We start from the raw sequence: 26,207 nt of genomic DNA, 5'->3' as shown, positions 1-26,207 counted from the left end.
CCGGCACGGTGGCTGACAATCCTGGAGCGTGAACCGGTGGACAGGGCGTTGCCGAATCTGACGGTTGCGTCACAAATGGGCGCCTCCCTGCGCCCGTTGTGCGTCAGTGGGGCGCGTGGACCACGCAGCCCACGGCGAAACCGGCCAGGCGTTCGTGCACGGTTTTTTCCAGGTGGGCGCTGCCGGGTGGCAGGTGGACATGGGCGAGCTGGCCCTGCTGGTCGTCGCTCAGCACCTCGACCCGGATGTCACCGTCCAGCTCGTGCAGGGCCGCCTGGTAGACGCGGCGAATGGCATCGAAGCGCAGGGCCGGCTTGAAGGTCTTGCCGACTGCGGTGAGGGGGATGGCATCGATCAGCCAGGCATCCTTGGGCACCGCGGCGCGTTCGTGGATGTGCGCGGCGGCATGGCTGAGCAGCTCCGCTTCGCTGGCCTGGCTGCCGGGCTTGAGCTGGATGTACACCACCGGCAATTCGCCGGCCTTTTCGTCCGGCTTGCCGACGGCGGCAGCCAGGGCCACGGCCGGGTGCTTGTGCAGCGCCTCTTCGATCATCTGCGGGTCGATGTTGTGCCCGCCGCGGATGATCAGGTCCTTGCTGCGGCCGGTCAGCCAGATGTAGCCATCGGCATCGACCCGGCCCAGGTCACCGGTGTTGAACCAGTCGCCATCGACCCAGATGCCCTGGTTCTTGCTGGCTTGCAGGTAGCCCTTGAACACCGTGGCGCCGCGAATGCACAGGTTGCCGATCTCGTTGGGCTGCGCCTCGCGCAGGTAGTTGCCCTGGTCGTCGAGCACCTTGATGCTCACCTGGCAGTACGGCATCGGCAGGCCGATGGAACCGGGCCGCCGCTCACCGGCGGGCGGGTTGGCGCAGCTGCCGCAGGTGCCTTCGGTGAGGCCATAGCCTTCGAGCAGGGTCAGGCCGGTCTTCACCTCGAACTGGCGGATCAGCTCCACCGGCATCGGTGCTGCCCCGCACAGCGCGTACTTCAGGGACGACAGGTCGTGCCCCTCGCTCGGGATCTGCAGCAGGCCGGCGTAGATGGTCGGCACACCGCTGAAGAAACTGACCTTGTGACGCTCGATGATCGACCAGAAGTGGCTGATCAAGGTGGTGTTGCGGTAGCCCTGGGGCGTGGCCAGCAGGACTTCAGCCCCGCCGATGAAGGCGGTCAGGCCGGTGACGATCACGCCGTTGACGTGGAACAGCGGTAGCCCGCAGAGGGTGACATCGCCGGGGCCGAAACGGGTCACCAGGTTCATGCTGTAGGCCATGGCCACTTCGTTGCCGTGGCTGTGCGGTGCCAGCTTCGGCGTGCCGGTGGTGCCACCGGTGTGGAAGTAGCTGGCGATGTCATCGGCCTGGATGCGGCGTCCGCTTTCCAGGTGATCGGCCGGGCAGGCGGCAATCAGTTCGTCGAAATCCAGCACGCCGTCCGGCAGCGGGCCGCGCTGCGCCTTGATCGCGTCGCGCTGGGCATCGGGCAGCAGATTGGCCATGTCCACGCAGATGATCGCCTTGAGTTCCGGCAATTGGTCGCGCAGGGCGTCGACCTTGGCCCACAGGTCGGTGCCGGGGAAGGGCGCCAGGGTCACCAGCAGTTCGGAGTCGGAGGCGTGGATCAGCTCGGCGATGTGCTCGGCATCCAGCAGCGGGTTGATGGCGTTGACGATGCCTGCCGCCTCGCCGCCCCAGATCGTGAAATGGGTCTGCGGCAGGTTGGGCAGGAGAAACGACACCGCCTTGCCCGGGCGCAGGCCCAGGCGGTGGAAGGCGTTGGCGGTCTGGGTGATCTTGCCCAGCAGTTGCGGGTAGGTCAGGCGGTACACCGGCTCGCCGGGTTGCCCCTGGAGCAGGAACGACAGGGCCGGTGCCTGGGGATGAAGCTGCGCGGTGCGCTGGATCAGTTCATAGGTGCTGGCCGGCAGGTCGCGCTCGGCCAGCGGGGTCTGTTCGATCTGCTCGATGTCACGCCGGGTACGGATAACGGGTAAATCGTTCATCGGAAGCTCTCATGCGCGGGATCAACGGGCGAGTCGTTCCTCCAGCCAGTCGGCGATGTCGCGGATTTCCTCCGGCCGGACTTCATGGGCCATCGGGTAGTCGCGCCATTGCACCGTGATACCGCGGGCCGCCAGGAAGTCATGGGCGGCACGGCCCATGGTCGGGGTGACGACGTCATCGAATGTGCCATGCAAGCAAAGCACCGACAGTTGTTTTTTTGTATCCGCCCACTGCAAGTCGTCGCTGAAGGTCGGCGCATAGGTCGAGAGCGCCAGCACGCCTCCCAGGGGATGGTCCCAGCGCAGGAAGGCGGTATGCAGCACCACCGCGCCGCCCTGGGAGAAACCGGCCAGGACGATGCGCGCCGGGTCCACGCCGGCGTCACGCTGCGCCTCGATCAGGCCGATCACCTGCTGGGCGGAGGCTTCCAGCTGTTCACGGTTGATCGCCCGGGCCGGGCTCATGGCCAGGATGTCGTACCAGCTGGGCATGGCCCAGCCACCGTTGATCGTTACCGCTTGGGTCGGTGCCTGCGGTAACACGAAACGGGTGGTCTTCAGGCGTTCCTGCAGCGCCTCCGCGACCGGCAGGAAGTCGTAGCGGTCCGCGCCCAGGCCGTGAAGCCAGATGACACAAGCGTCTGCGGCGCGTGTGGGCTCGAGAATCAGCGGTTCGTTCATGTGTGGCTCCAGTGTGGTGCGCCTGCGCATTTTTGGTGCGTCTGGATTTTCAAAGAGGGGCTAATCTGTGAACAAGTTGTCGCAAGCGTACAAGTTTTACTCTTGACCTGCCCGTATGGTGCTCCTGGCACAGTGCTGGTATGGGCTTTGCTATAACCAACCGGGACTGACGCCGTCGCCCGGTCGGGGTAACACTGCGACCAGATAGGGCACGGAGCAGACGGGAAGCCAATTTGATGGGGGTTTCCAAGAGGTTCGTCCGAGGTGAAACATCGGGCGAGTGGCAAATTGCTATCCGTCTCTAGTCCATTCAACCAATGGGCGGGCGAGGGTATGGCTGATCGCAGGATCGGCAACTAGACTCTCGCCGTGGTCCGCACCCCGGTTGACCGCGTTGCTGCCGACGCGTTCGACGTGCCCCATAAGGGTACGGTGGTAGGACCGAGACTCCAAACACAACAAAAGCAACTGGAGGTTTTTAATGAAGATGGTGAAATCCACCCTGGCTATTCTGACCACCGCCACCGTTCTCGGTGTCAGCGGCTTCGCCCAAGCAGGCGCAACCCTGGACGCGGTACAGAAGAAAGGTTTCGTACAGTGCGGGATCAGCGATGGTCTGCCTGGCTTCTCCTACGCCGACGAAAAAGGCAACTACCTGGGTCTGGACGTCGATGTGTGCCGCGCCGTGGCAGCAGCCGTGTTCGGCGACGCGACCAAGGTCAAGTACAGCCCGCTGACCGCCAAGGAGCGCTTCACCGCGCTGCAGTCCGGCGAAGTCGACATCCTCTCGCGTAACACCACCTGGACCAGCTCGCGCGACGCGGCCCTGGGCCTGAACTTCACCGGCACCAACTACTACGACGGCCAGGGCTTCCTGGTGAACAAGAAGCTGGGCGTTTCCAGCGCCAAGGAACTCGACGGCGCAACCGTCTGCATCCAGGCCGGTACCACCACCGAGCTGAACCTGTCCGACTACTTCCGCGCCAATGGCCTGAAGTACACCCCCATCACCTACGATACCTCCGACGAGAGCGCCAAGTCGGTCGAAGCCGGCCGTTGCGACGTGCTGACCTCCGACCAGTCGCAGCTGTACGCACAGCGCATCAAGCTGGCCAACCCGGACGACTACGTCGTACTGCCGGAAGTGATCTCCAAGGAGCCTCTGGGCCCGGTCGTGCGCCAGGGTGACGAAGAGTGGTTCGACATCGTGCGCTGGTCGCTGTTCGCCATGCTCAACGCTGAAGAGCTGGGCATCACCTCGGCCAACGTTGAAGAACAGGCCAAATCCACCAAGAACCCGGACGTCGCCCGTCTGCTGGGTACCGAAGGTGAGTTCGGCAAGGACCTGAAACTGCCGAAAGACTGGGCTGTGAAGATCGTCAAGCAAGTCGGTAACTACGGCGAAAGCTTCGACCGCAACGTCGGCGCCGGTAGCGAGCTGAAAATCGAACGTGGCTTGAACGCCCTGTGGAACAAAGGTGGTCTGCAGTACGCACCGCCAGTGCGCTGACCGTCTTGCCGGTGTTCCGTCCTGGAGCGCCGGCACTGTTCTGATGACGTGAACCCCATGCCCGCGCAAGCGGGCATGGGTGTTCCATGAGGGCTCCTATGCAAACTACCGCAAATGCCTCTCGCCCCCGTGGTTCGGTGTGGACCGATCCCAAGGTGCGAGCGTGGCTGTTCCAGATCATCGCCGTGGTCGCCGTCGTGGCGCTCGGCTGGTATCTGTTCGACAACACCCAGACCAACCTCGAGAAGCGCGGCATCATTTCTGGCTTCGCGTTCCTCAACAACAGTGCCGGTTTCGGCATTGCCCAGCACCTGATCGATTACACCGAGAGCAACTCCTACGGACGCGTGTTCGTCATCGGCCTGCTCAACACCCTGCTGGTGTCGGTGATCGGTATCGTTCTGGCGACGCTGCTGGGGTTCCTGCTCGGTGTCGCCCGGCTGTCGCCCAACTGGCTGATCAGCAAGCTGGCCACCGTGTACATCGAGATCTTCCGTAACATTCCCCCGTTGCTGCAGATCTTCTTCTGGTACTTCGCCGTGATGCTGTCGCTGCCGGGGCCTCGGCAGAGCCTGGACGTTGGCGATACCTTCTTCCTCAACAGCCGTGGCCTGTACCTGCCGTCCCCGGACCCGACCGACAGCTTCGGCCTGTTCTTCGGCGCGGTGGTCATCGCCATCATCGGCAGCGTCCTGTTCGCCCGCTGGTCGAAGGCCAACTTCGAGAAGACCGGCAAGAAAGTCCCCGTCACCTTCGGCGCGTTGCCGCTGCTGGTGGTGCTGCCGGGCCTGGCGATGCTGTTCAGTGGCTCGCCCGTGCATTGGAGCGTGCCGGAGCTGACCGGGTTCAACTTCCGTGGCGGCTGGGTCCTGATCCCCGAGCTGCTGGCGCTGACCCTGGCACTGACCATCTACACCGCGGCCTTCATCGCCGAGAACGTGCGTTCGGGGATCATGGCGGTCAGCCATGGCCAGACCGAAGCCGCGCGCTCGCTCGGGCTGCCGGCCGGCAAGACGCTGCGCCTGGTGATCATCCCGCAGGCCCTGCGCGTGATCATCCCGCCGTTGACCAGTCAGTACCTCAACCTGGCGAAGAACTCGTCCCTGGCCGCCGGTATCGGTTACCCGGACATGGTGTCGCTGTTCGCCGGTACGGTGCTCAACCAGACCGGTCAGGCCATCGAGGTGATCGCGATCACCATGAGCGTGTACCTGGCCATCAGCATCAGCATTTCCATGTTGATGAACTGGTACAACAAGCGCATTGCGCTGATCGAGCGGTAAGGAGCAGCCATGCAGAACCATACGTTCAAACCTGATCTTCCGCCGCCGCGCATGAGCGTCGGCATGCTGGGCTGGCTGCGCGCCAACTTGTTCTCCAACTGGTTCAACAGCCTGCTGACCCTGCTGGCGCTGTACCTGGTATGGCTGATCGTCCCGCCGCTGGTGCAGTGGGCCTTCATCGACGCCGACTGGGTTGGCACCACCCGTGCCGACTGCACCTCCGGTGGCGCGTGCTGGGTGTTCGTGCAGCAGCGCTTCGGCCAGTTCATGTACGGGTTCTACCCGACCGAACTGCGCTGGCGCGTCGACCTGACCCTGTGGCTCGCCATCATCGGTGCCGCGCCGCTGTTCGTCTCGGCGATGCCACGCAAGGCGCTGTACGGCCTGTGCTTCCTGGTGGTCTATCCGGTCGTGGCCTTCTGGCTGCTGCACGGTGGCTTCCTGGGCCTGTCGACGGTCTCGACCAGCCAGTGGGGCGGCCTGATGCTGACCCTGGTGATCGCCGCTGTCGGTATCGCCGGTGCGCTGCCGCTGGGCATCCTGCTGGCGCTCGGTCGCCGTTCGGACCTGCCGGCCATCCGCGTGATCTGCGTGACCTTCATCGAGTTCTGGCGCGGTGTGCCGCTGATCACCGTGCTGTTCATGTCCTCGGTGATGCTGCCGCTGTTCCTGCCCGAAGGCATGAGCTTCGACAAGCTGATGCGTGCCCTGATCGGCGTCATCCTGTTCCAGTCGGCCTACATCGCCGAAGTGGTGCGTGGTGGCCTGCAGGCCATCCCCAAGGGCCAGTACGAAGCCGCTGCGGCCATGGGCCTGGGCTACTGGCGGATGATGGGCCTGGTGATCCTGCCGCAAGCCCTGAAGATGGTCATCCCGGGCATCGTCAACACCTTTATCGCGCTGTTCAAGGACACCAGCCTGGTGATCATCATCGGCCTGTTCGACCTGCTCAACAGCATCAAGCAAGCCACCACCGACCCGGCCTGGCTGGGTATGGCCACCGAAGGCTATGTCTTCGCCGCCCTGGTGTTCTGGATTTTCTGTTTCGGTATGTCCCGCTACTCCTTGCATCTGGAGCGCAAGCTGGACACTGGCCACAAGCGTTAGGAGCTAACCCATGAGTGAAGTCAACAAGCAACCTGCGCCGGCTGACGGCATGATCCAGATGCAAGGCGTGCACAAGTGGTACGGCCAGTTCCACGTGCTCAAGGACATCAACCTGAACGTGCAGCAGGGCGAGCGTATCGTCCTCTGCGGCCCGTCGGGTTCCGGCAAGTCCACCACCATCCGCTGCCTCAACCGCCTGGAAGAACACCAGCAGGGGCGCATCGTGGTCGACGGCACCGAACTGACCCATGACCTCAAGCACATCGAGACCGTGCGCCGTGAAGTCGGCATGGTGTTCCAGCATTTCAACCTGTTCCCGCACCTCACCGTGCTGCAGAACTGCACCCTGGCACCGATGTGGGTGCGCAAGATGCCCAAGCGCCAGGCCGAGGAAATCGCCATGCACTTCCTGGAGCGCGTGCGCATCCCGGAACAGGCCAACAAGTACCCGGGCCAGCTCTCCGGCGGTCAGCAGCAGCGCGTGGCGATTGCCCGCGCGCTGTGCATGAAGCCGAAGATCATGCTGTTCGACGAGCCGACCTCGGCACTCGACCCGGAAATGGTGAAGGAAGTACTCGACACCATGATCGGCCTGGCAGAAGACGGCATGACCATGCTGTGCGTGACCCACGAAATGGGCTTCGCCCGCACCGTGGCCAACCGCGTGATCTTCATGGACAAAGGTGAAATCGTCGAACAGGCGGAACCCAACACCTTCTTCACCAACCCGCAGAACGAACGCACCAAGCTGTTCCTCAGCCAGATCATTCACTGATCCGGGCGGGTATCGAAAAAGGAGCCTTCGGGCTCCTTTTTTATTGAGGTTGAATAGGTGTTCCTCGGACTGTCGCGGTCCCGTTAGAAAAGCTCGCGGACAAGTCCGCTCCTACAAAGGCGACCGCGCTCCACTGTAGGAGAGGCCTTGGCCTCGAGCTCTGCCTCCTGACCGCCCCCGGGCGCGCCCTGCGCCCGCTGCGGGACGTCTGTTTACTGACCTGCCGCTGGTGACGCAGAGCGTCACGGGATTGGGCTACCACGCGGAGCGTGGGAGCCATCAGCGTTTCGTCACCCCTCCGCCTGATCGTTCCCACGCTCCGCGTGGGAACGCTGCTCCGGACGCTCTGCGTCCGCTACGCACCGCAGGCTTCCAGCACCTTCGTGTAAAGGTTCTATAGACAAAGAGCCCCGGACTAGAGGCTCCCGAGCAACCATCTCTCGCGTCGATGTTTACCATCACCTCAATGAAGTTCTCTTAAAAATCCCCTCCCGTAACATCTGCTCCATACCAACCCACAACACCCCGGAGCACACCATCATGAAACGCCAACTCATCCTCAGCGTTGCTTTCACTGTACTGGCCGCCAACGTATTCGCTGCCTCTTCCGCCCAACCTGTCGTCGCCGAAGGCGGTGCTGATCGCCTGATCGAAAGCCGTGTTGCCGAAGGTGGTTCGGACCGCCTGATCGAAAACCGCGTCGCTGAAGGTGGTTCCGACCGTCTGATCGAAAACCGCGTTGCCGAAGGTGGCTCGGATCGCCTGATCGAAAACCGTGTCGCTGAAGGTGGTTCGGATCGCCTGATCGAGAACCGCGTTGCTGAAGGTGGTTCGGATCGCCTGATCGAAAGCCGTGTTGCCTGAGACCGCGCCGACCCATCGATCGAGATTTCAGCATGACCCCAACGCAGTGGCTGACCTGAAAAAACCGGCTTACCCAGCCGGTTTTTTTTCGCCTGTCGATTGCTCTGCTGTCCTGCGAGACGGCTGGGGCAGGGTGAGGTGCAGGCGTTTGCGGAAGGCGCCCGGGGTTTCGCCGCTGAGTTGCTTGAACAGTTTGGCGAAGGTGGCGCGGTCGGCGTAGCCGACCTTTTCAGCCACCTGTTCCAGGGTGTGGGCAGGATTGCGCAGGGCCTGCTGGGCCTGGCCGATGCGCAGGCGTTGCAGGTAATCGTTGGGCGTCATCCCGGTGCAGGCCTTGAAGCGCCTGAGCAGTGTCCGGGGTGAGCAATTGGCCTGCTCGGCCAGGCGGTTGAGGTCGATGGCGTCGGCATGGTGCTGCTGCATCCACTGCAACAGCGGCTCGATCTGCCGGTCGCGGGCCGGGTTGGCGGGGATCAGCGGGGCATGGCGCAGCTGACCGGTGCGCCGGCCGTCCACCACCAGGGTGTTGGCCACCTGTTCGGCCAGCGCATCGCCGGCGTGCCAGGCGATCAGGTACAGGCACAGGTCCAGGCCGGCCTGGGCGCCGCCGGAGCTGAGGATCGGGCCGTCGTGGCAGACCAGTGCGTCGATGTCCAGCCGGGCGCCCGGGAAGCGCTGGCGAAACGGGTTGGCCAGCGCCCAGTGGGTCGTCGCGCGCCGACCGTCGAACAGGCCGGCAGCGCCCAGCAGGAAGGCCGCGCTGCACAGGCTGGCGATCTGCTGGTGGGCGGGGCGTTGCGTGAGCCAGGCCAGCAGAGGGGCGTTGGCCGCCAGGCAGGCATCGATGGCACTGCCGGTGGCCGGGACGATCAGCACATCGGCTGTCTCGGCCACTGCCAGGTCGCCGTCCATCTGGATACGGGCGAAGCCCAGGTCTACCGGCTGTCCGTCGGCGCTGACCCGCTGCACCGTGAACAGCGGGCGGCCGGCCAGGTGGTTGGCCAGGCCGAAGGCATCATTGGCCAGGCTCAGGCTGGCACAGACGGTTTGCGGGCAGACGTACAGGGCGATCGCGGGCATGGGGCGATTCCGACCGAAGGATGGCGATTATTGACACAAAGTTGGCGATTTAGCCAATCGCGGCCTGACGCGTTGCGCGCAATACTGTGGCTATTCCTTCCTGCGGAGACGCCCCATGAGCCACCCCAATGCCGAGCTGATCACCCGCTTCTACGAAGCCTTCCAGCGTCTGGACGCCGAAGCCATGGCGGCCTGCTACACCCCGGACGTGCGCTTCAGCGACCCGGTCTTCCAAGACCTGCGCGGCACCGAGGCGGGAGACATGTGGCGCATGCTGGCGTCCAAGGCCCAGGGGTTTTCCCTGACCTTCGATAGCGTGCAGGCCGATGACCGGCAGGGCAGCGCGCGCTGGGTCGCCACTTACCTGTTCAGTCAGACCGGCAACACCGTGGTCAACCACATCGAGGCGCGCTTCGTCTTCCGCGACGGGCTGATCGCCGAGCACCGCGACAGCTTCGATCTGTGGCGCTGGGCCCGCCAGGCGCTGGGGGCCAAGGGCCTGCTGCTGGGCTGGGCGCCGCCGGTGCAGAATGCCATTCGTCGCCAGGCCGGCAAGGGTCTGCAGCAATTTCGTGCCGGTCGTCAGCTGCACGGGATATAGGTGCTTTAACGAACGGAATGGTAGGCTTTCTGGTCTTAACTTCCGATAACGCCAGACCGTATTGCAGCGTCTGGGTATTCGTTGATGGAAGAACCCGTCCTAGAGAGCCTGACAATGAGTGCACTGATGCTGTCCGCAAGTAAAGCCAAGGCCTGGAGCGTGCATGCCGTCACCGCGAGCGGTGTCATCCTGGGGCTGCTGGCGCTGCTGGCGGTTCTCGACGGGCGGCCGCAGGTCTGCCTCATGTGGCTGGGCCTGGCGCTGCTGGTGGACGGCCTGGACGGCACCCTGGCGCGCAAGTTCGACGTCAAGGTGGTGCTGCCCCATTTCGATGGCTCCACCCTGGACCTGGTCATCGACTACCTGACCTACGTGTTCATCCCGGCGATCTTCGTCTACCGCTTCATCGAGCTGCCGGACTACACCCTGTTGCCGGCGGTGGGGCTGATCCTGCTGTCGTCGCTGTTCTGCTTCTGCAACGTCAACATGAAGAGCAAGGACAACTACTTCGTCGGCTTCCCGGCCGCCTGGAACGTGGTGGTGGTCTACCTTTACCTGCTGGACTTCGACCCCTGGCTGAGCTTCCTCACCATCGTCGTGCTGGCTGCCCTGACCCTGACCCGCATGAAGTTCCTGCACCCGTTCCGGGTCCGGGAGTTCATGGCGGTGAACATCGCCGTGACCATGGTGTGGATGGCCTCCTGCGCGCTGCTGATCCTGCAGTACCCGCTCAACCAGACCTGGCTGCTGGTGATCTGGGGCCTGGCGTCCGCCTATTTCGTCGGCGTCTGCCTGTGGCGCACCGCCCGCGAGTGGCTGGCCTGAGTGTCCGAGGCAGCACCCGCCGTCGAGAAAGCCTGGTTCGTCTACCTGGTGCGTGCGCAGAACGGCGCGCTGTACTGCGGCATCAGCGATGACCCGCAACGGCGCTTCGCCCAGCACCAGAGCGGCAAAGGCGCGCGCTTTTTCTTTTCCAGCCCGGCTATCGCCCTGGTCTACACCGAAGCCTGCGCGGGCAAGGGCGATGCCCTGCGCCGCGAACGGGCGATCAAGCGCCTGAGCAAGGCGGCCAAGGAAGTGCTGGTGGCGACGGCGTTGCCGGCCGTCATCGGCGTGGTTGATAACGCACCATCACCCTGATCGGGTAGGCCGCAACGGCAGGGCCGATTAAGCTGGGCGTTCATCCAGCCATGCGGAGACCGCCATGCCCGAGTTGATCTTGCACCATTACCCGACCTCGCCCTTCGCCGAGAAGGCGCGCCTGCTGTTGGGGTTCAAGCAACTGCCGTGGCGCTCGGTGATGATCCCGCCGATCATGCCCAAGCCGGACCTGGTCGCCCTGACCGGCGGCTACCGCAAGACCCCGGTGCTGCAGGTCGGTGCCGACATCTACTGCGACACCGCCCTGATCGCGCGACGCCTGGAGGCGGAGAAACCGACACCGACGCTGTTTCCCCATGGCCAGCACTTCACCGTGGCGAGCCTGGCGCAGTGGGCCGACTCGGTGCTGTTCCAGCACGCGGTGAGCCTGGTGTTCCAGCCCGAATCCATCGCGGCGCGTTTCGGCAAGCTGCCGCCGGAATTCCTCAAGGCCTTCGTCGCCGATCGCTCGGCGCTGTTCAGCGGCGGCCTGGCGACCCGCCTGCCGGCCGAGACGGCCAAGCACCAGTGGCCGAGCCTGATGGCCCGTTTGCAACAGCAGCTGGAGCGTGACCCGGGTGGTTTCCTGTTCGGCGAGCCTTCGCTGGCGGATGTGGCTGTGGCGCACCCGCTGTGGTTCCTGCGTGGCACACCGGTCACCGCGCCCCTGGTCAACGATTACCCGGCCGTCGCGGCCTGGCTGGAGCGGGTGCTGGGCTTTGGTCACGGCACGCCGAGCGAGCTGAGCAGCGAAGAGGCCATCGGCATCGCCCGCGACGCCACTCCGGTGCCGCTGCCCCAGGAGGAGTTCGTCGACCCGAATGGCTTCGTGCCGGGTCAGCAGGTGGCGATTTGCGCTATCGATTACGGGGTCGACCCGGTGGAAGGGGAGCTGGTGTTCAGCGGCCGCGAAGTGCTGACCCTGCGCCGCGAAGACCCGCGCGCCGGCACCGTCCATGTGCACTTCCCGCGCGTGGGGTTCCGCATCGAGGCCCGCTAGTTCCCGTAGCTGCCAGACAGCAAAACGCCCGGCATGCCGGGCGTTTTGCATTTCGCACGCTGTGGTCTGGACGCGGAGCGTCCGGGGATGCATTCCCACGCGGAGCATGGGAACGATCGGTCCGGAGGTGCGTGCTCGATCGTCGAGCTCGAGGCCAAGGCCTCTCCTACAGGGACCTGCGGTCTGCTTCTGTAGGAGCGGACTTGTCCGCGAGCTTTTCTTCCCGCGTCCTCTGTTACTTGCGGCGCTTCAGCTGATCGGTCAGCTGCGTGGGCAGGTTGCGGATGATCAGGGTGTCCTGGGTTTCGTCGTATTCGATCTTCGAACCCAGCAGGTGGGCTTCGAAGCTGATCGACAGGCCTTCGGCGCGGCCGGTGAAGCGGCGGAACTGGCTCAGGGTGCGCTTGTCGGCGGGGATCTCGGGCGACAGGCCGTAGTCCTTGTTGCGGATATGGTCGTAGAAGGCCTTGGGGCGCTCCTCGTCGATCAGCCCGGACAGTTCTTCCAGGGTCATGGGCTCGCCCATCTTGGCCTGGCTGGTGGCGTAGTCGACCAGGGTGTCGGTCTTGGCGCGGGCCTGTTCTTCCGGCAGGTCTTCGCTCTCGACGAAGTCGCTGAAGGCCTTGAGCAGGGTGCGGGTCTCGCTGGGTGAGTCGACGCCTTCCTGGCAGCCGATGAAGTCGCGGAAGTATTCCGAGACCTTCTTGCCGTTCTTGCCCTTGATGAACGAGATGTACTGCTTGGAGTGGCTGTTGTTGCGCCACTCGGAAATGTTGATGCGTGCCGCCAGGTGCAGTTGGCCGAGGTCCAGGTGCTTGGCCGGGGTCACGTCCAGGGCATCGTTCACCGCCACGCCGTCGCTGTGGTGCAGCAGGGCGATGGCCAGGTAGTCGGTCATGCCTTGCTGGTAGTGGGCGAACAGCACGTGGCCGCCGACCGAGAGGTTGGACTCCTCCATCAGCTTCTGCAGATGCTCGACGGCCTGGCGGCTGAAGGCGGTGAAATCCTGGCTGTCGTCGAGGTAGGCCTGCAGCCAGCCGCTGAACGGGTAGGCCCCGGACTCGCTGTGAAAGAACCCCCAGGCCTTGCCCTGCTTGGCGTTGTAGCTCTCGTTGAGGTCGGCGAGCATGTTCTCGATGGCCTGCGAGGCACCCAGCTCGGTATCGCGGGCGTGCAGCACGGCGGGTGTGCCGTCGGGCTTCTTGTCGATCAGGTGGACGATGCAATGGCGGATCGGCATGGCGGTCTCGTGCTGAAGTGAAACAGGCGCGCAGTTTACCTGAAGCGGCGGTACGCGCTCATGACCGATCGGCAATCAGTCGCGGCTGAAGCCTCTCCCACAAAAGCCCTTCGCACAACCATGTCGATCACTATGTAGGGTGGATGTCGCTTTTCACATCCACCATGGCAGTTGCCTGATGAGGAGGTATCGACCTGGGGGAGGCGCTTCAGTGGCGATCGTTGCGGTTGAAGCCCTCTCACCTGTTTTACTCGTGCTCCGGTGCGCGCCGTTGCTGCAGCGCGCGCAGGCGGTTGATCACGTAGCGCAGGTGCATGTGCAGTTCGTACAGCTCGTGGGAGTAGGAGAGCGGTACGTCGACCGCCGCCAGCTCGTCTTCCAGCTGTTCCAGGCGCTGGATCTCGCTGTCCAGCTCGTCCGGCAGCGACCCGGCGTGCAGCTTGCGGTCGATGTCGCGCAGGTACTTGTACCAGCGGTAGATGCGCGCGCGGATGCGCCACTGGTAGATCGGTCCCACGGCCTTGAACAGGGGGATCATGACCACGATCAGCGGGATCAGCAGAATGATGTAGCGGTCGGCCAGCGAAGCGATGCGGAACGGCAGGTAGCGCTGCAGGAACGGCAGGCCGTTGCTGTAGTAGTGCTCGGCGTCCTTGTGCAGCTCGAAGGTGCGCGGCTCGGCGCTGGGGTAGGTGCCGGCGGGGTCGAGCAGGTTGCCGTTCTTCATCACTTCACGGGTGGCGGCGAGGAACAGCGGCACCAGTCCCGGGTTGAAGTCGTCGTTGACCACCAGGGTGGCCACCGGCGACAGGGTCACGACATCCCGGTCCGGCGCGTTGCTGGCAAGGTCGAGCAGGCCTTCGCCGACCCGGACCTGGGTGAAGAAGGGCAGGCGTGCCTCGTAGGCCGCCGCGCGGCGGAAATGCGCCAGGGCGATGTCCGGGTGGGCCGCCAGTTGCTGCACCAGGGCGTTCTCCGCCGGGCCGACGAAGAAGCCGGCGTCCAGCTCGCCGGCCATCAGGGCCCGCGCGGCCTTGCCGCCGCCGATGCTTTGCCAGGTTTCGGGATACTGGTCGCCCGCGATGCCGTTGGCGCCGAGCACGGCGTCGCTGGCGGCACGGGTACCACTGCCTTCGCCGCCCAGCGCCAGGCGCAGCGGCTTGAGATCAGCGATGCGGTCCAGGCTCACCGCGCGGCGGTGGAACAACCACAGCGGTTCCTGGTAGATGGCGCCCAGGCTGTTCAGGCGCTCCCGCTCGCCGGCGCTCACCTGGCGCTCCAGGCCGCTCTGCACCAGGGCGATCTGCACGGACGGGTCATCGGCCAGCAGTTGCTGCAGGTTGTCACGTGAGCCGGAGGTGGGCACCAGGTTCAGCTCGAAGCCTTCCTTGGCCAGTTCTTCCTTGAGGTGCTCGGCGAACTGCTGGTAGGCGCCACCGCTGGTGCCGGTGGCCATGCTGGCGCTCATCGGCGGTGGTGGGGCGACGAAATGGAACAGCGCCCAGACAAGTGCGCCGACCACCGGGACGATCCACAGGTTGGCCAGCAGCATGATTTTCAGGTCGTTGAGCACGCGGGGCATGGGGCTTCCTTTCAGCGGGTTCTCGGCAAGCATAGAACCCGATTGCACCTGCGGTCACCCCATGAGCCGCCCCTGGGACGGACTACGAACGCGCCGAGTGGTCGAGAGGCCGGCGGCTGTGCGCAAGGCGCGCCTGGTCGAGTACCGCCAGCAGCGCCAGCAAGCCCACGGCGTACCAGGCGTCGATGCCGAGCATCACCAGCACCGCCGCACACAACAGCGTGCTGAGCCCGGCGATCCAGCGCCAGATGCCGCGCAGCAGCACCCAGCCGGCCACCATGCTCAGCAGGTAGATGACCACGAAGTTGCCGTTGGCGTAGCGAATCAGCTGGTCCACCGACACCGACAGGCTCCAGGTCAGCGTGGCGCAGAGCGCACAGCTCAGCACCACCAGCCACAGCGCCCGCGCCGGCACACCGTGGTGGTTGCGCTGGGCCAGGGTGGCGGGCAGCTTGCCCTCGTCGGCCAGGCTCCAGATCAGCCGGGCGAAACCCTGGACGTAGATGTTCATCGAGGCGAAGCAGGCCAGGTAGCCGACCACCGCACTGACGCCACGGGCGTGTTCGCCGAACAGCAGGTCGAGCATGCGCGGCAGCGAGGCGCCGTCACTGGTCACGTCGCCGTAGGCATGGAAACTCAGCACCGCCACCGAGCAGGCCCAGTACACCAGGCCGGCCAGCAGGACGCCGAGCAGCAGGGCCAGGGGAAAGTCGCGCTCGGGGTTCTTGAACTCCTCGCCCAAGTGGCTGAAGGCTTCGATGCCGACGAAGCACCAGAACATCACCCCCAGGGCGGCGGGCAGCAGGTGCCAGGCGCAGTCGATGGCCGGCAGCAGCGGCTGGCTGGCCCGTGGCAGGTCGCCGGCCCACCAGATCAGCGCGACCGTGGCGATGATCGCCACCGCGATCAGCCCCTGGATCAGGCCGGATGCCCTGGTCGGGCGTTGCCCGAGTAGCAGCATGGCGACCACGGTGGCGAGCTGGATTGCCAGGTTGGCGCTGGCGCTGAGGTCGAACAGGGCGCTCCAGAACCCGCTGGCGATGCTCAGTGCCGCCGGCAGGCCCACCGGCAGCACAGCCAGGAACAGCAGCGCGCTGAGCCGCTCCATGCGCGGGCCGAGGGCCCGGCCGATCAGGTGCGGCGCGCCGCCGGCGTGGGGGTAGTGGCGGCCCAGCTGGGCGAAGGTGAAGGCCACCGGCAGCACCAGGGCGATCAACACCAGCCAGGCCCACAGCGAGACTTCGCCGGCTGCCGTGGCGGCCAGGGCCGGCACCACGAAAATCCCGGTGCCGAGCAGCGACGTGCTTAGCAGGCCCACGCCCTGCAGCAGGCTCAGTTCTTGGTTCAGGCGACTCATGTTGTATGCTCTGGCGATTCCGTTCGCCATGTTAAGCCGCCCGCCTGGTGCAGGCTGCTGGCGAAGCGCCGGCTTTGTCCGGCGAACTGGCGGAATTGACCGTCAACCTGCCTTTTCCGAGAACCACCCGTGGACAAGTTCGATCAGCAGATCCTCGCCCTGTTACGTGCCGATGCCCGCCTGCCGGTCAGCCAGATCGCCCGCGAGGTCAATCTGTCGCGCTCGGCGGTCAGCGACCGTATCCGTCAGTTGGAAGCCAGCGGCACCATCAGCGGTTATCACGCGCAGGTGGTGTTGCCCGGTGGCGCGGGGATCAAGGCGTTTCTGGAGCTGTACTACCAGGGCGGGCGCTGCGAGCGGCACATCGAGCGCATGCGCGCGTTTCCCGAGATTCGCCACTGCAGCGGGATCAGTGGCGAGACCGACATGCTGGTGTATGTCGAGGCGCCGTCGATGCTGCGTTTCGCCGAAGTGCGCGAAGCCATCGAGAATTTCCCCGGCATGCAGAAAGTGAAGACCCACATGGTGGTCAAGGACTGGGCGTTTTAGCGCCTATCTCGCTCACGGCGGCAGGGGCACGGCCCGCGACGGCTCGCCGGCCAGGCGCTTCACCAGGTCCGGCAGTTCACGCATATCACCGATCAGGTGCTCGACCCCGAGTTGGCGCAGTGTTTCGCCGTGTTCGGCGGGAATGTGGCTGGCGCCGAGAAACCCGATCACCCGCATGCCGGCCTGCAGGGCCGCGATTACCCCGGTGGCGCTGTCCTCGATGACCAGGCAACGCTCCGGCGCCACGTTCACGGTGCGCGCCGCCAGCAGGTAGACGTCCGGTGCCGGCTTGGGCCGTTCGACGTGTTCGGCGCAGAACACGCCATGGCTGACCCGCTCCGTCAGGCCACAGCGCTGCAGGGCGAAGGTCACCGCTTCGAGACGGCTGTTGGAGGCCACGGCCAGCGGCAGGTCGATGGCCTGCAGCGCCTCGCGTGCCCCGGGGATGGGCTGCACGTCGCGGCGAATGCGGCTTTCGGTCAGTGCCCGCTGCCGCTCGAGAAAGCCCTCGGGCAGGATAGTGCCGAAATGCGCTTCGACCCGCGCCAGGATGTCCCGGCTCTGCAGGCCGAAGGTGCCAGTGAGCACGTTTTCCAGTTCCTGGGCCGGGAACAGCTCGATGAGCACTTCACGCATGACGTGTTCGGCGATGATTTCGCTGTCGATCAGTACACCGTCGCAATCGCTGATCAGCAGGTCGATGTGGCGCGTCTGGGGCATGGGGGCTCCGTTTCGTTGAGCGCGGGAGCTGTCCTGTGTAGCACAGCTCGCACGCGCCCGCCCAGTCAATCCGCCACGTCCCTTGGCTCAACCGGCGCCGGGCGCTGCAACAGCAGCAGGGGCAGGCCCGCGCCTAGCACCAGCAACCCGAGCAGGGCACCGGAGCCCGCGTACAGCAGGCTGGAGCCGAACAGCGCCAGGCAGCTCAGGGCGAACAACAGGGGCGTCAGTGGGTAGAGCGGCACGTTGAACGGGCGCCGCGCCTGGGGCTGATGCTGGCGCAGACGGATCAGCGACAGTGCGGTCAGGCACATGAACAGCCAGAACACCGGGGCGGTGTAGGCGACCATGGTTTCCACGCCGTTCTCGCTCAGGGCACCGAACAGGATCAGCGGCAGGGTGATGACCCCTTGCACCAGCAGCGCCCGTACCGGCGTGGCACCCCGTTCGTTCCAGCGACCGAGCATCGCCAGCTGCGGCACGTCGCGCCCGAGGGCGTAGTACACCCGTGAGCCGGTGAAAATGGTGGCGTTCAAGGTGCTCAGGGCCGTGACGCACACCAGCAGGCTGAGCAACACTTCGGCCCGTGGCCCGGCCACGATCTTCATCAGGTCGGCGGCCACTGCGCTGGAGGCACGCAGCCCTTCCAGGCCGAAGATATCGAGGAACACCAGGTTCGCCAGCAGGTAGACCCCGGTCACCACCAAGGTACCGATCAGCAGCACCCGGCTCATGTTGCGACCGGGGTTGCGCAACTCGCCCGAGAGGTACGCCGCCTCGTTCCAGCCGCCGTAGGTCAGCAGCACGAACACCATGCCCATGCCGAGCATGCCGGCGAGGTTGCCGCTGCCGACCGGTGCGCTGTCCGCCGTGCCGGTCGCCACCGGTTCCGCCAGCACCAGGCCGGCCAGGATCACGGCGATCAGCGCACCGACCGTGAGCACGGTGAAGAACACCTGGGCCCGTCGCGATTCCCGGGTGCCGAGCACGTTCAGCGCGGTCAGCGCCACGGTCACCAGCGCCGCGTGCCAGGCGCTGCCGTAAGGCCCCAGGGGCAGCAGGCGCTGGGCATAGTCACCGTAGATGAAGGCGACCACGGCAATGGCGCCGGTCTGGATCACCGTGCCCCGGGCCCAGGCGAACAGCAGGCTGACCCGGCGTCCCCAGGCCAGGTCCAGGTAGTGGTACTCGCCGCCTTGGTCCGGGTGCGAGGCGCCCAGTTCGCCGTAGCACAGGGCACCGATCAGCATCACCAGCCCGCCGGCCAGCCACAGGCCGATGTACAGCTCGGGGCTGGGGGCGTGCTGAGCGACCAGGGGCGGCAGGCCGAAGATGCCGACCCCGACCACCACGCCGACCAGCATGGCCACACCGTCGGTGGCGGACAGGCCAGCCAGGTGGGACGCGGTGGCTGTGCTCATGGTCAGCCCCTCCGGGCGATCCAGGCACTCACCGCACCTTCGGCGGACACGGCCTGGATGCGGTCGCCCTCGACCCGGCCGACGTACAGCTGATCGTTCAGGGTGAAGTACAGCTCGCTGCCTTCCAGCCGGCCGCTGAGGCGCTCGGGCTGGCCGTCGACGCTACCGGTCACCTGCTGGAAGTTCTGGCTCAGCTCGACCTGGTAGGTCTGGCCGTCCGCCTCGATGGTCCATTTCCCGGTGACCTTGGCCGGCACCACCCACAGGTAGACCAGGCTGCCGCCGACCACCGCGGTGGCGTCAGGCTCCCAGTCCTCCATGTTGAAGGCATGGGACACCACGCGGGTACCGGGCTTGAGGGTGTCGAGGATGACCGGGCGCAGGCGCATGTTGACCGTCGACAGCAGGTACATCGTCAGCACGTCGGCGTCGGCGATGTCTTTCTTGAACAGGTCGCCCTGCTCGAACGTGACCTTGTCCGCCACGCCGGCCGCCTCGGCATTCTGCGTGGCTTCGCGGACCCGCTCGGGGTTCAGGTCGATGCCATAGGCGGCCTTGGCACCACGGTCCTTCACCGCGGCGATGGCGATCCGGCCATCGCCGGAGCCAAGGTCGATCACGTAGTCGTCCGGGCCGACATCGGCCATTTCCAGCATGTGCGCCACCACCGGCTGCGGCGTCGGCACGTACGGCACGTCGAGTTTCTGGGTCTGTGCCTGGGCGGGACCGGCGAGCAGGCCGGTCAGCAATCCCAGGGGCAGGACGAAGGACGAGAGAGCACGAACGGATGGCGCGGTCATCGGCGGAATCTCCTGGCGGGGTCTGTTTTTGTCCGACTGACGCACCGGAAAAAAGGTTCTTCCCCTGATTGGCCGCGGCCTGGCGGGATCAGGCAAGAATGCGCTTGAGGGCAGCCAGCACAGCGCCTGTGGCTGTGTAACACGATGTAAGGTGGGCAGGAACGCGCGCCCCGGGCGTTGCCTTCGCCGGGGCGCGCAGGCAATGTACCGGCCTGTTCACGAGTTCCGGTTCGACCCTGACGATGCGCATTCTCCACACCTCCGACTGGCACCTCGGCCAGCACTTCATGGGCAAGACCCGCCAGGCCGAACATCAGGCCTTCTGCGCCTGGCTGATCGGGCAGGTGCGCGAGCACCAGGTGGACGCCGTGCTGATCGCCGGGGATATCTTCGACACCGGTGCGCCCCCCAGTTATGCCCGTGAGCAATACAACCGCTTTATCGTCGAGCTGCGTGACACCGGCTGCGAGCTGGTGGTGCTGGGTGGCAATCACGACTCGGTGGCCATGCTCGGCGAAAGCAAGACGCTGCTGGCACAGCTCGGCACCCGGGTGATCCCCGGCGTGTGCGAGGCGCTGGAAGAACAACTGCTGGTACTCAGGGGGCGCGACGGTGAGCCGGCTGCGCTGCTGTGCGGCATTCCCTTCATCCGCCCGCGCGATGTGCTGAACAGCCAGGCCGGGCAGAGCGCCGAAGACAAGCAGAAATCCCTGCAGCAGGCGATCCAGCAGCACTACCAGGCGCTGTACGCCCTGGCCGAGGCCAAGCGGGCCGAGCTGGGCAATGCGCTGCCCATCGTCGCCACCGGCCACCTGACCACCGTGGGCGCCAGTGCCAGCGAGTCGGTGCGGGAAATCTACGTCGGCAGCCTGGAGGCCTTTCCCACGAGCGCCTTTCCACCCGCCGCCTACATTGCCCTCGGCCATATCCACCGGCCGCAGAAGGTTGGCGGGCTGGAGCACATTCGCTACTGCGGCTCGCCCATCGCCCTGAGTTTCGACGAGGCCCGGCAGCAGAAAGAAGTGCTGCTGGTGGAGCTCGAGGCCACTGGCCTGCGCAGTGTGACGCCGCTGCCGGTGCCCTGTTTCCAGCCGATGCATTCCCTGCGCGGCGACCTCAACGAACTGCAGACTGCCCTCCAGGAAATCGCCAGCCAGGGCACGGTTGAACGGCCGGTGTGGCTCGAAGTGCTGGTGCTGTCCGACGACTACCTCAGCGACCTGCAGCAGCGCATCGCCGCGTTCTGCGAAGGGCTGCCGGTTGAGGTCCTGCGCATCCGCCGCGAGCGCGGCACCGCCGTCGCCAGCCTCACCAGCAACACCCGCGAAACCCTGGATGAACTGAGCGCTGACGATGTCTTCGCTCGCCGTATCGAGCAGGAGCAACTGGACGCCGCCGAGGTGGTGCGTTTGCAGGGACTCTACCGGGGCGTGCTGGACGAATTGCAGAACCGGCAGGACTGAGTGGCGGCTACGGGGATGAACGCACACGACGCCTTGGCCGCACTCGAGTCCCTGGACACCCACCAGGCCTGGCTGACCGCCTGGGCGATCATCCGCAGCCGCAACGACGTACTGGCGCGCGACTATGTCCCCGCTCTTGAACGCATGCGTCAGGCGGTGAAGAACCTGCCGGAACCAGAGCGGCCCGCCGTCCGCGACAGCCGGGATTGCGTCAGGCTGGCGCTGCGCATCGTCGAGGCCCGTTCGGAGGGGCGTTGCCGTTGCTCGGTGTATGCCTCGACCGACCAGATCCTGCCCGAGAGCCAGGCGCAACACGGCCTGATCGACATACTGGAAAAGCGCGACATCCCCTGGGAGCCCGAATTCGACTGCCAATGCACCGATTGCGGCGCGCGGTATGTCGTCCGGGAAAATCACGGCTATCACTATCCGTGGGCGGCGTGGTCGCCGTCACCCCGATAGCCAGGAGGCGACAGCATGAGTTCGAGCAGATTCGCGTCGGTCGACGACTACCTGGAGTCGCTGGAGCCCGTGAAGGCTCATACGCTGCGGCAGGTCATCGAGCACATCCTCGGTCAGGCCTCCGGGCTGCAGGTCCGGCTGGCCTGGAATGTCCCGCAGATTTGCCGGGGCAGCGATTACGTCTTCGGCGTCTCGGCGGCGAAGCATCACCTTGCCCTGGCTCCCTGGAGTGCCGACGTGATCGACGCGTTCCGGCCCAGGCTGGAGGCGGGCGGATTCCTGGTGAAGAAGAACCTGTTCCAGGTGCCTGCCGACTGGGAGGTGGATACCGCGTTGTTGAATGAACTGGTCGCGGCCAGGCTCGCCGAGCTGGCGCCTGCCTGAGCCGGCCATTGCTGACGGTCGACAAGGCAGGGCAAGGCGCGAGAATGCGCGCGGCGTCACGCAACGCCCGTGTCGCCGCCCACGCCACCCCGGCGGGCATGTTAAAACCGCCACCTCTCACCAGCAGAAGCGGCCGCACGAAGCGCCGGATCGATCAGCCATGCCCCGTTTTACCGACATCGGTTCCTATGTCGCCGGCATTCCCACTCAGGACGAGCGCGGGTTTCTGGTGTTATCCATCGACGAATTGGCCGCCAGAAATGTCCCCCATTGCGTTGTGATCGCCTGGGAGGCCGGCGCGTTTCTCAGCACCACGCAACAGGGCTGGCCGCTGGCCGATGTGGTGCAGGTGCCGCCGCAACAGGACGAACGCCTGCTGTTCATCGGCAGCCACGGCCAGTACCTGGAAAAGGACCGTGAGGGGGAGCGCAAGGGACGGCTGAGCGGCTCGGGCATTGCGATCGACAGCCGGGGGCCGTTGCGGTGCGCGCGGACCATTGGCGATTCCGTGTATGTGGTGGGTGGCGATCGCCAGGTCTATCAGCGGACTCCCGCGCAGGGCTGGCAGGCGCTGGAGCATGGATTGCCGGATGGCGGTGATGAGATCGTCGGTTTCGAGTCCATCGACGGCTTTGCGGCTGAGGAACTCTACGCCGTGGGCCTGCGCGGCGAGATCTGGCGGTATGACGGCAGCGCCTGGCAAAACCTCGCCAGCCCCACCCACCGGCTGCTCAGCGCCGTCTGCTGCGCCGGCGATGGCAACGTGTATGGCGCTGGCTTGCAGGGCCTGCTGTTGCGGGGGCGGCGTGATACCTGGGAGGTGCTCGACGTGGGCCCGTTTCCCTATGACGTCCGGGACCTCTGCTGGTTTCAGGGCGCCCTGTATGTCGCCACACCGAGCCGTGTCTATCGTCTGGACGATACGCGGCTGAGCCCCTTGGACTGTGGTGCGAACACCGCCGGCAAGCTGGCCTGTACCGACCGGGTGCTATGGTCCATCGGCGCCAAGGATGTGGTGGCGTTCGACGGGCAGGCCTGGACGCGGATCGACTGATGCCGGCCGACCGTTTACTACCGAGCCTCGTGCCATGACCTCGATTGACGGTACACCGGATCGACAACCCGAACGCTCGGACCTGAGCGCGGACGTGCACCTGCAGCCGCCGTTCGTGCGCCCCTCGCGCCGTCGTGCGCCGTTCTTCGACGGGATGGAGGAGGAGCGGGCGTCACTCACCTTCGCCTGCGTTGATTGCACCACGCCGTTGACCCTCAACGTGCTGGGTTTCATCGGCCAGGCCAGCGACTGGTTCCCGGCGCTGGCGGAGCCGGCGCGCGTGCGGATCGCCACGCTGTTCGGCTGTCGCATCGAGGCGCGGGACGGCGCGTCGTGGGTCATGTCGCACGATGCCGGGCACCCTTATTTCGGCCTGGTCGAATGCACGGCATGCCGCCGTGCTTACCTGCTGTACCTGAGCTTCTACGAGCACCAGCCGGCCCGGTACATTGCCACCTTTCAAGGAGCTGCCCGGGTTGGCGGCACGGAGCCGAGGCCGGTATGACGGACAACAGCACGCTGCAGATGGATTTCGAAACCGCCATGGGCCAGGCATTCAGCGAACTGGTCAGCCCGCCCGTGCCCTTTTTCGAGGCCTCGCCCCATGAGTGCTGCGAGGCCATCTGGCGGGCGTTCGGCCATGAGGTGACGCCCAGCACCTTGTCCGCACTCGGCCCGGTTCAACTGGAGCAACTTGCCACGGCGTTCGGGCAATGGTTCGAGTGCGAGCCCCCGGCAACGATGCAACTGGCCGAGGCGATTGCCCGTACCTTGTCTCGCTGGCCGCCGGGTTCGCTGGGCGAGAGGGGCTGACCGGTATGCGCACGACGACACTGACGCCCACGCAAGTCCAGGCCCTGCGCGCCGCGCACCCCGGTTTGCCCGAGGAGTACCTGGCATACCTGGGCGATGTCGGGTTCGGCGAGACGGCGAGTGGCTGCATGATCTACAGCGGGCCGGTCTCGCCGGAAGAGGTCCATGGACCTGCCTTCGACCGCGCCGGCATCGTGCTGCTGGGCGATGACCTGGCCGGCTACGGCTTTGGGTACGACGTCACGTCTTCGTGCTATGGCGAAGTGGACCCGGACGGGACGTGGCATGCTTGGCCGGCTGGGCGGGGCTTGCAGCAGTACGTGGCAGCCTGAACCCGCCTCCGTGTGCTGGCTCTTCAGCGCACGGCTCAATTCACCTGCCAGACAACGGAGCGTCGCATGGCAAACCGCAGTTACCTCTACTCGACCAACATCGTTCCCGGCCCTGAGGCGAAAGCCAACGGCCGCAAGCTGATCGGCATTTCCGAGTGGAATTACGACATTCCCCTGGTGTTCAGGATTCTGCTGTCAGGCAACCCGCAGGCGTGCCCGTCCTCGCTCTGGGACCACGACGAGGACATCGCCCTGATCGGCGACTACGCCAGCGGTGTGCGCAACCTGGAAGCCTTCCTGGCGACGATTCCCCTTCCGGAGGCGCAGCCGCTGATTGCCGAGGCCCTGGCGTTCCTGCACAAACCGGAGAACCAGAACACCTACTTCGTGCTGGAGTGCGGCGAGATCTTCGACATGGGCGACACGCCCCTGGAGGTGCAGAACGAGGCGCTGCTCACGCACCTGCTGAACCTGCAGCCGGAGATGGACGCCGCGCTTCAGACGCTTCAACCGCCGCCTGCCGAACCGGCCAAACCGCTCGGATTCTTCGCCCGCCTGCTGGGCCGCCAGCCCGAGCCGCCGAAGCAGCCGGCGGTCGATCTGCAGGCCGTCTACGCCCTGGGGCTGGGCAACTGGTCGAACGTGCTGTACTTCCACTTCAACAATGACTGATGCATGAAAAACCGGAGCCTGTGCTCCGGTTTTTTATGCCCTGCGTATCACTTCGGCTTGAGCTCCAGCAGGCGCCCGCCGCTGCCATCTTCCAGCAGCCACAGGCTGCCGCCGGGGCCTTGTTCCACTTCGCGGATGCGGGCACCCATGTCGTAGCGCTCGGCTTCCCGGGCGTTCTCGCCATCGAAGGCAATGCGCACCAGCGCGCGTGAGGACAGCCCGCCGATCAGGCCGGCGCCGTCCCAGCCCGGGAACTGCTTGCCCTGGTAGATGACGAAGCCGGCCGGGGATATCACCGGGTTCCAGGTGATCTTCGGCGCTTCGAATTCGGGGCGGGTGTCGTGGTCGGGGATCGGCTCGCCGCCGTAGTGGTCACCGTTGGAAACCTCCGGGTAACCGTAGTTTTCGCCACGCTTGATCAGGTTCAGCTCGTCACCGCCGGCCGGGCCCATCTCGTGCACCCAGAGCCGGTCCTGGGCATCGAAGGCCAGGCCGAGCATGTTGCGGTGGCCCAGGGACCAGACCTGGGCCGCGACCTCGCCCTGGTCGGCGAAGGGGTTGTCGCCGGGCAGGCTGCCGTCGTCGTTCAGGCGCACCAGTTTGCCCAGGTTGCCCTGCATGTCCTGGGCCGGGGTGAATTTCTGCCGTTCGCTGGAAGTGATCCACAGCTTGCCGTCCGGACCGAAGGCGAGGCGATGGCCGTAGTGGCCGCCGCCGGTGACTTTCGGCGTCTGGCGCCAGATCACCTGCAGGTCGTTCAGCGAACCGCCGCCCTCGGCATCGAGCTTCAGCGTGGCGCGGGCCACGGCGGCGCCGCGGGTATCGCCGTCACCGGCTTCGGCATAGCTGATGTAGACCCAGCCGTTGTCGGCATGGTCGGGGTGCAGGACCACGTCGCCCAGGCCGCCCTGGCCACCGTAGGCGACCTTGGGCACGCCGGTGATGGTACCGGCCTTGCCGCTTTTCGGGTCGAGGTGCTTGAGGGCGCCGCGCTTCTCGGTCACCAGCAGGGTGCCGTCGGGCAGGAAGGTCATCGCCCAGGGTTCGTCGAACGTGGCGCGCGATTCGGTGGTGAAGGGCCACTGCGCTTGCGGCAGGGCGTCGGCGGCGTGGGCGTTCAAACTGGCGATGCCAAGGGCGATACCACAGGCCAGGGGGTAGGCGATGTGAGTCATGACGAACGGCTCTCCTTGTTGACGGGATGACACACGTTACGTGCGCCGGGCGGCTGGGGGCAGGGCGCTTTTGTTACGATGCGCGTCAACGGCGATAGTTCGAGCGGCCCCGTGTGGGCCGCTCGACGGCGCCACAC

The 26,207-nt window shown here is 65.7% G+C and carries 28 protein-coding genes; 18 read left to right on the top strand and 10 right to left on the bottom strand.

Features of this window, described 5'->3' with window-relative positions:
• Positions 1 to 103: 103 nt before the first annotated feature.
• Positions 104 to 2,005, bottom strand: a complete 1,902-nt coding sequence (locus N5C28_RS19570) for an acyl-CoA synthetase (protein ID WP_279824872.1) — start codon at positions 2,003 to 2,005, stop codon at positions 104 to 106.
• A gap of 21 nt (positions 2,006 to 2,026) precedes the next feature.
• Positions 2,027 to 2,686, bottom strand: coding sequence for an alpha/beta fold hydrolase (locus N5C28_RS19565; protein ID WP_279824870.1), 660 nt, complete (start codon positions 2,684 to 2,686; stop codon positions 2,027 to 2,029).
• Positions 2,687 to 3,167: 481 nt separating this feature from the next.
• On the opposite strand from N5C28_RS19565, the gene N5C28_RS19560 reads away from it, so the two are divergent.
• From N5C28_RS19560 to N5C28_RS19540, 5 genes are all read left to right on the top strand, one after another.
• Positions 3,168 to 4,196, top strand: a complete 1,029-nt coding sequence (locus N5C28_RS19560) for an amino acid ABC transporter substrate-binding protein (RefSeq protein ID WP_279824869.1) — start codon at positions 3,168 to 3,170, stop codon at positions 4,194 to 4,196.
• Between the two features lie 98 nt (positions 4,197 to 4,294).
• Positions 4,295 to 5,479 (top strand): amino acid ABC transporter permease, encoded by a 1,185-nt coding sequence (locus N5C28_RS19555; RefSeq protein ID WP_279824868.1) that lies wholly within the window; start codon positions 4,295 to 4,297, stop codon positions 5,477 to 5,479.
• 9 nt (positions 5,480 to 5,488) lie between these two features.
• A complete protein-coding gene (locus N5C28_RS19550) occupies positions 5,489 to 6,586 on the top strand; it encodes an amino acid ABC transporter permease (protein ID WP_279824867.1) in 1,098 nt (365 codons plus the stop codon).
• 10 nt (positions 6,587 to 6,596) lie between these two features.
• On the top strand, positions 6,597 to 7,361 hold the full coding sequence (locus tag N5C28_RS19545; RefSeq protein WP_279824866.1) for an amino acid ABC transporter ATP-binding protein: 765 nt from the start codon (positions 6,597 to 6,599) through the stop codon (positions 7,359 to 7,361).
• A 540-nt stretch (positions 7,362 to 7,901) separates the two neighbouring features.
• Positions 7,902 to 8,225, top strand: a complete 324-nt coding sequence (locus N5C28_RS19540; RefSeq protein ID WP_347881272.1) for a hypothetical protein — start codon at positions 7,902 to 7,904, stop codon at positions 8,223 to 8,225.
• Positions 8,226 to 8,294: 69 nt separating this feature from the next.
• Here the strand turns inward: N5C28_RS19540 and N5C28_RS19535 are convergent, their stop codons facing one another.
• A complete protein-coding gene (locus N5C28_RS19535) occupies positions 8,295 to 9,305 on the bottom strand; it encodes a helix-turn-helix domain-containing protein (RefSeq protein ID WP_279824865.1) in 1,011 nt (336 codons plus the stop codon).
• Positions 9,306 to 9,420: 115 nt separating this feature from the next.
• Here N5C28_RS19535 and N5C28_RS19530 point away from each other — a divergent pair, with 115 nt between their 5' ends.
• The 4 genes from N5C28_RS19530 to N5C28_RS19515 all read left to right on the top strand — a co-directional run bounded on the left by N5C28_RS19530 (position 9,421) and on the right by N5C28_RS19515 (position 12,046).
• Positions 9,421 to 9,906 (top strand): nuclear transport factor 2 family protein, encoded by a 486-nt coding sequence (locus tag N5C28_RS19530; RefSeq protein WP_279824864.1) that lies wholly within the window; start codon positions 9,421 to 9,423, stop codon positions 9,904 to 9,906.
• Between the two features lie 114 nt (positions 9,907 to 10,020).
• Positions 10,021 to 10,731, top strand: a complete 711-nt coding sequence (pcsA, locus tag N5C28_RS19525; RefSeq protein ID WP_279824863.1) for a phosphatidylcholine synthase — start codon at positions 10,021 to 10,023, stop codon at positions 10,729 to 10,731.
• Positions 10,732 to 11,046, top strand: a complete 315-nt coding sequence (locus N5C28_RS19520) for a GIY-YIG nuclease family protein (protein ID WP_279824862.1) — start codon at positions 10,732 to 10,734, stop codon at positions 11,044 to 11,046.
• Between the two features lie 64 nt (positions 11,047 to 11,110).
• Positions 11,111 to 12,046, top strand: coding sequence for a glutathione S-transferase family protein (locus N5C28_RS19515; RefSeq protein ID WP_279824861.1), 936 nt, complete (start codon positions 11,111 to 11,113; stop codon positions 12,044 to 12,046).
• 235 nt (positions 12,047 to 12,281) lie between these two features.
• Here the strand turns inward: N5C28_RS19515 and yejK are convergent, their stop codons facing one another.
• The 3 genes from yejK to yjeH all read right to left on the bottom strand — a co-directional run bounded on the left by yejK (position 12,282) and on the right by yjeH (position 16,225).
• Positions 12,282 to 13,286, bottom strand: coding sequence for a nucleoid-associated protein YejK (yejK, locus tag N5C28_RS19510; protein ID WP_279824860.1), 1,005 nt, complete (start codon positions 13,284 to 13,286; stop codon positions 12,282 to 12,284).
• A gap of 247 nt (positions 13,287 to 13,533) precedes the next feature.
• Positions 13,534 to 14,868: a TAXI family TRAP transporter solute-binding subunit gene (locus tag N5C28_RS19505; RefSeq protein ID WP_279824859.1), complete on the bottom strand. Its 1,335-nt coding sequence runs from the start codon at positions 14,866 to 14,868 to the stop codon at positions 13,534 to 13,536.
• 82 nt (positions 14,869 to 14,950) lie between these two features.
• A complete protein-coding gene (gene yjeH, locus N5C28_RS19500; protein ID WP_279824858.1) occupies positions 14,951 to 16,225 on the bottom strand; it encodes an L-methionine/branched-chain amino acid transporter in 1,275 nt (424 codons plus the stop codon).
• Between the two features lie 129 nt (positions 16,226 to 16,354).
• Between yjeH and N5C28_RS19495 the strand changes: the two genes are divergently transcribed.
• Entirely contained in the window at positions 16,355 to 16,774 is a 420-nt protein-coding gene (locus N5C28_RS19495) for an Lrp/AsnC family transcriptional regulator (protein ID WP_279824856.1), read from the top strand.
• Positions 16,775 to 16,786: 12 nt separating this feature from the next.
• Here N5C28_RS19495 and N5C28_RS19490 read toward each other — a convergent pair whose 3' ends face one another.
• The 3 genes from N5C28_RS19490 to N5C28_RS19480 all read right to left on the bottom strand — a co-directional run bounded on the left by N5C28_RS19490 (position 16,787) and on the right by N5C28_RS19480 (position 19,715).
• On the bottom strand, positions 16,787 to 17,494 hold the full coding sequence (locus N5C28_RS19490; protein WP_279824854.1) for an HAD family hydrolase: 708 nt from the start codon (positions 17,492 to 17,494) through the stop codon (positions 16,787 to 16,789).
• A 65-nt stretch (positions 17,495 to 17,559) separates the two neighbouring features.
• On the bottom strand, positions 17,560 to 18,915 hold the full coding sequence (locus tag N5C28_RS19485) for an amino acid permease (protein WP_279824853.1): 1,356 nt from the start codon (positions 18,913 to 18,915) through the stop codon (positions 17,560 to 17,562).
• Positions 18,916 to 18,917: 2 nt separating this feature from the next.
• Positions 18,918 to 19,715: a 50S ribosomal protein L11 methyltransferase gene (locus N5C28_RS19480; RefSeq protein ID WP_279824852.1), complete on the bottom strand. Its 798-nt coding sequence runs from the start codon at positions 19,713 to 19,715 to the stop codon at positions 18,918 to 18,920.
• Between the two features lie 242 nt (positions 19,716 to 19,957).
• Between N5C28_RS19480 and sbcD the strand changes: the two genes are divergently transcribed.
• From sbcD to N5C28_RS19440, 8 genes are all read left to right on the top strand, one after another.
• The gene (gene sbcD, locus N5C28_RS19475; protein WP_279824851.1) at positions 19,958 to 21,178 is read left to right on the top strand and encodes an exonuclease subunit SbcD; all 1,221 of its coding nucleotides are present in this window, start codon (positions 19,958 to 19,960) and stop codon (positions 21,176 to 21,178) included.
• A gap of 15 nt (positions 21,179 to 21,193) precedes the next feature.
• On the top strand, positions 21,194 to 21,640 hold the full coding sequence (locus N5C28_RS19470) for a hypothetical protein (protein WP_279824850.1): 447 nt from the start codon (positions 21,194 to 21,196) through the stop codon (positions 21,638 to 21,640).
• A 15-nt stretch (positions 21,641 to 21,655) separates the two neighbouring features.
• A complete protein-coding gene (locus N5C28_RS19465; RefSeq protein WP_279824849.1) occupies positions 21,656 to 22,024 on the top strand; it encodes a hypothetical protein in 369 nt (122 codons plus the stop codon).
• Between the two features lie 160 nt (positions 22,025 to 22,184).
• A complete protein-coding gene (locus N5C28_RS19460; protein ID WP_279824848.1) occupies positions 22,185 to 23,078 on the top strand; it encodes a hypothetical protein in 894 nt (297 codons plus the stop codon).
• Between the two features lie 34 nt (positions 23,079 to 23,112).
• Positions 23,113 to 23,583, top strand: a complete 471-nt coding sequence (locus tag N5C28_RS19455; RefSeq protein ID WP_279824846.1) for a hypothetical protein — start codon at positions 23,113 to 23,115, stop codon at positions 23,581 to 23,583.
• On the top strand, positions 23,580 to 23,891 hold the full coding sequence (locus tag N5C28_RS19450) for a hypothetical protein (RefSeq protein WP_279824844.1): 312 nt from the start codon (positions 23,580 to 23,582) through the stop codon (positions 23,889 to 23,891). Before N5C28_RS19455 ends, N5C28_RS19450 begins: the two co-directional genes overlap by 4 nt.
• A 5-nt stretch (positions 23,892 to 23,896) precedes the next feature.
• The gene (locus tag N5C28_RS19445) at positions 23,897 to 24,223 is read left to right on the top strand and encodes a hypothetical protein (RefSeq protein ID WP_279824843.1); all 327 of its coding nucleotides are present in this window, start codon (positions 23,897 to 23,899) and stop codon (positions 24,221 to 24,223) included.
• Positions 24,224 to 24,289: 66 nt separating this feature from the next.
• A complete protein-coding gene (locus N5C28_RS19440) occupies positions 24,290 to 24,895 on the top strand; it encodes a hypothetical protein (protein ID WP_279824841.1) in 606 nt (201 codons plus the stop codon).
• A 47-nt stretch (positions 24,896 to 24,942) separates the two neighbouring features.
• Here N5C28_RS19440 and N5C28_RS19435 read toward each other — a convergent pair whose 3' ends face one another.
• Positions 24,943 to 26,070 (bottom strand): PQQ-dependent sugar dehydrogenase, encoded by a 1,128-nt coding sequence (locus N5C28_RS19435; RefSeq protein WP_279824839.1) that lies wholly within the window; start codon positions 26,068 to 26,070, stop codon positions 24,943 to 24,945.
• Between the last annotated feature and the right edge of the window lie 137 nt (positions 26,071 to 26,207).

Origin of the sequence: Pseudomonas sp. GD03944 (assembly GCF_029839275.1) — a bacterium.
Classification (GTDB): Bacteria; Pseudomonadota; Gammaproteobacteria; order Pseudomonadales; family Pseudomonadaceae; genus Aquipseudomonas.
The sequence above is the reverse complement of the archived record's forward strand: the minus strand, read 5'-3'. Positions and strand labels throughout refer to the sequence as shown.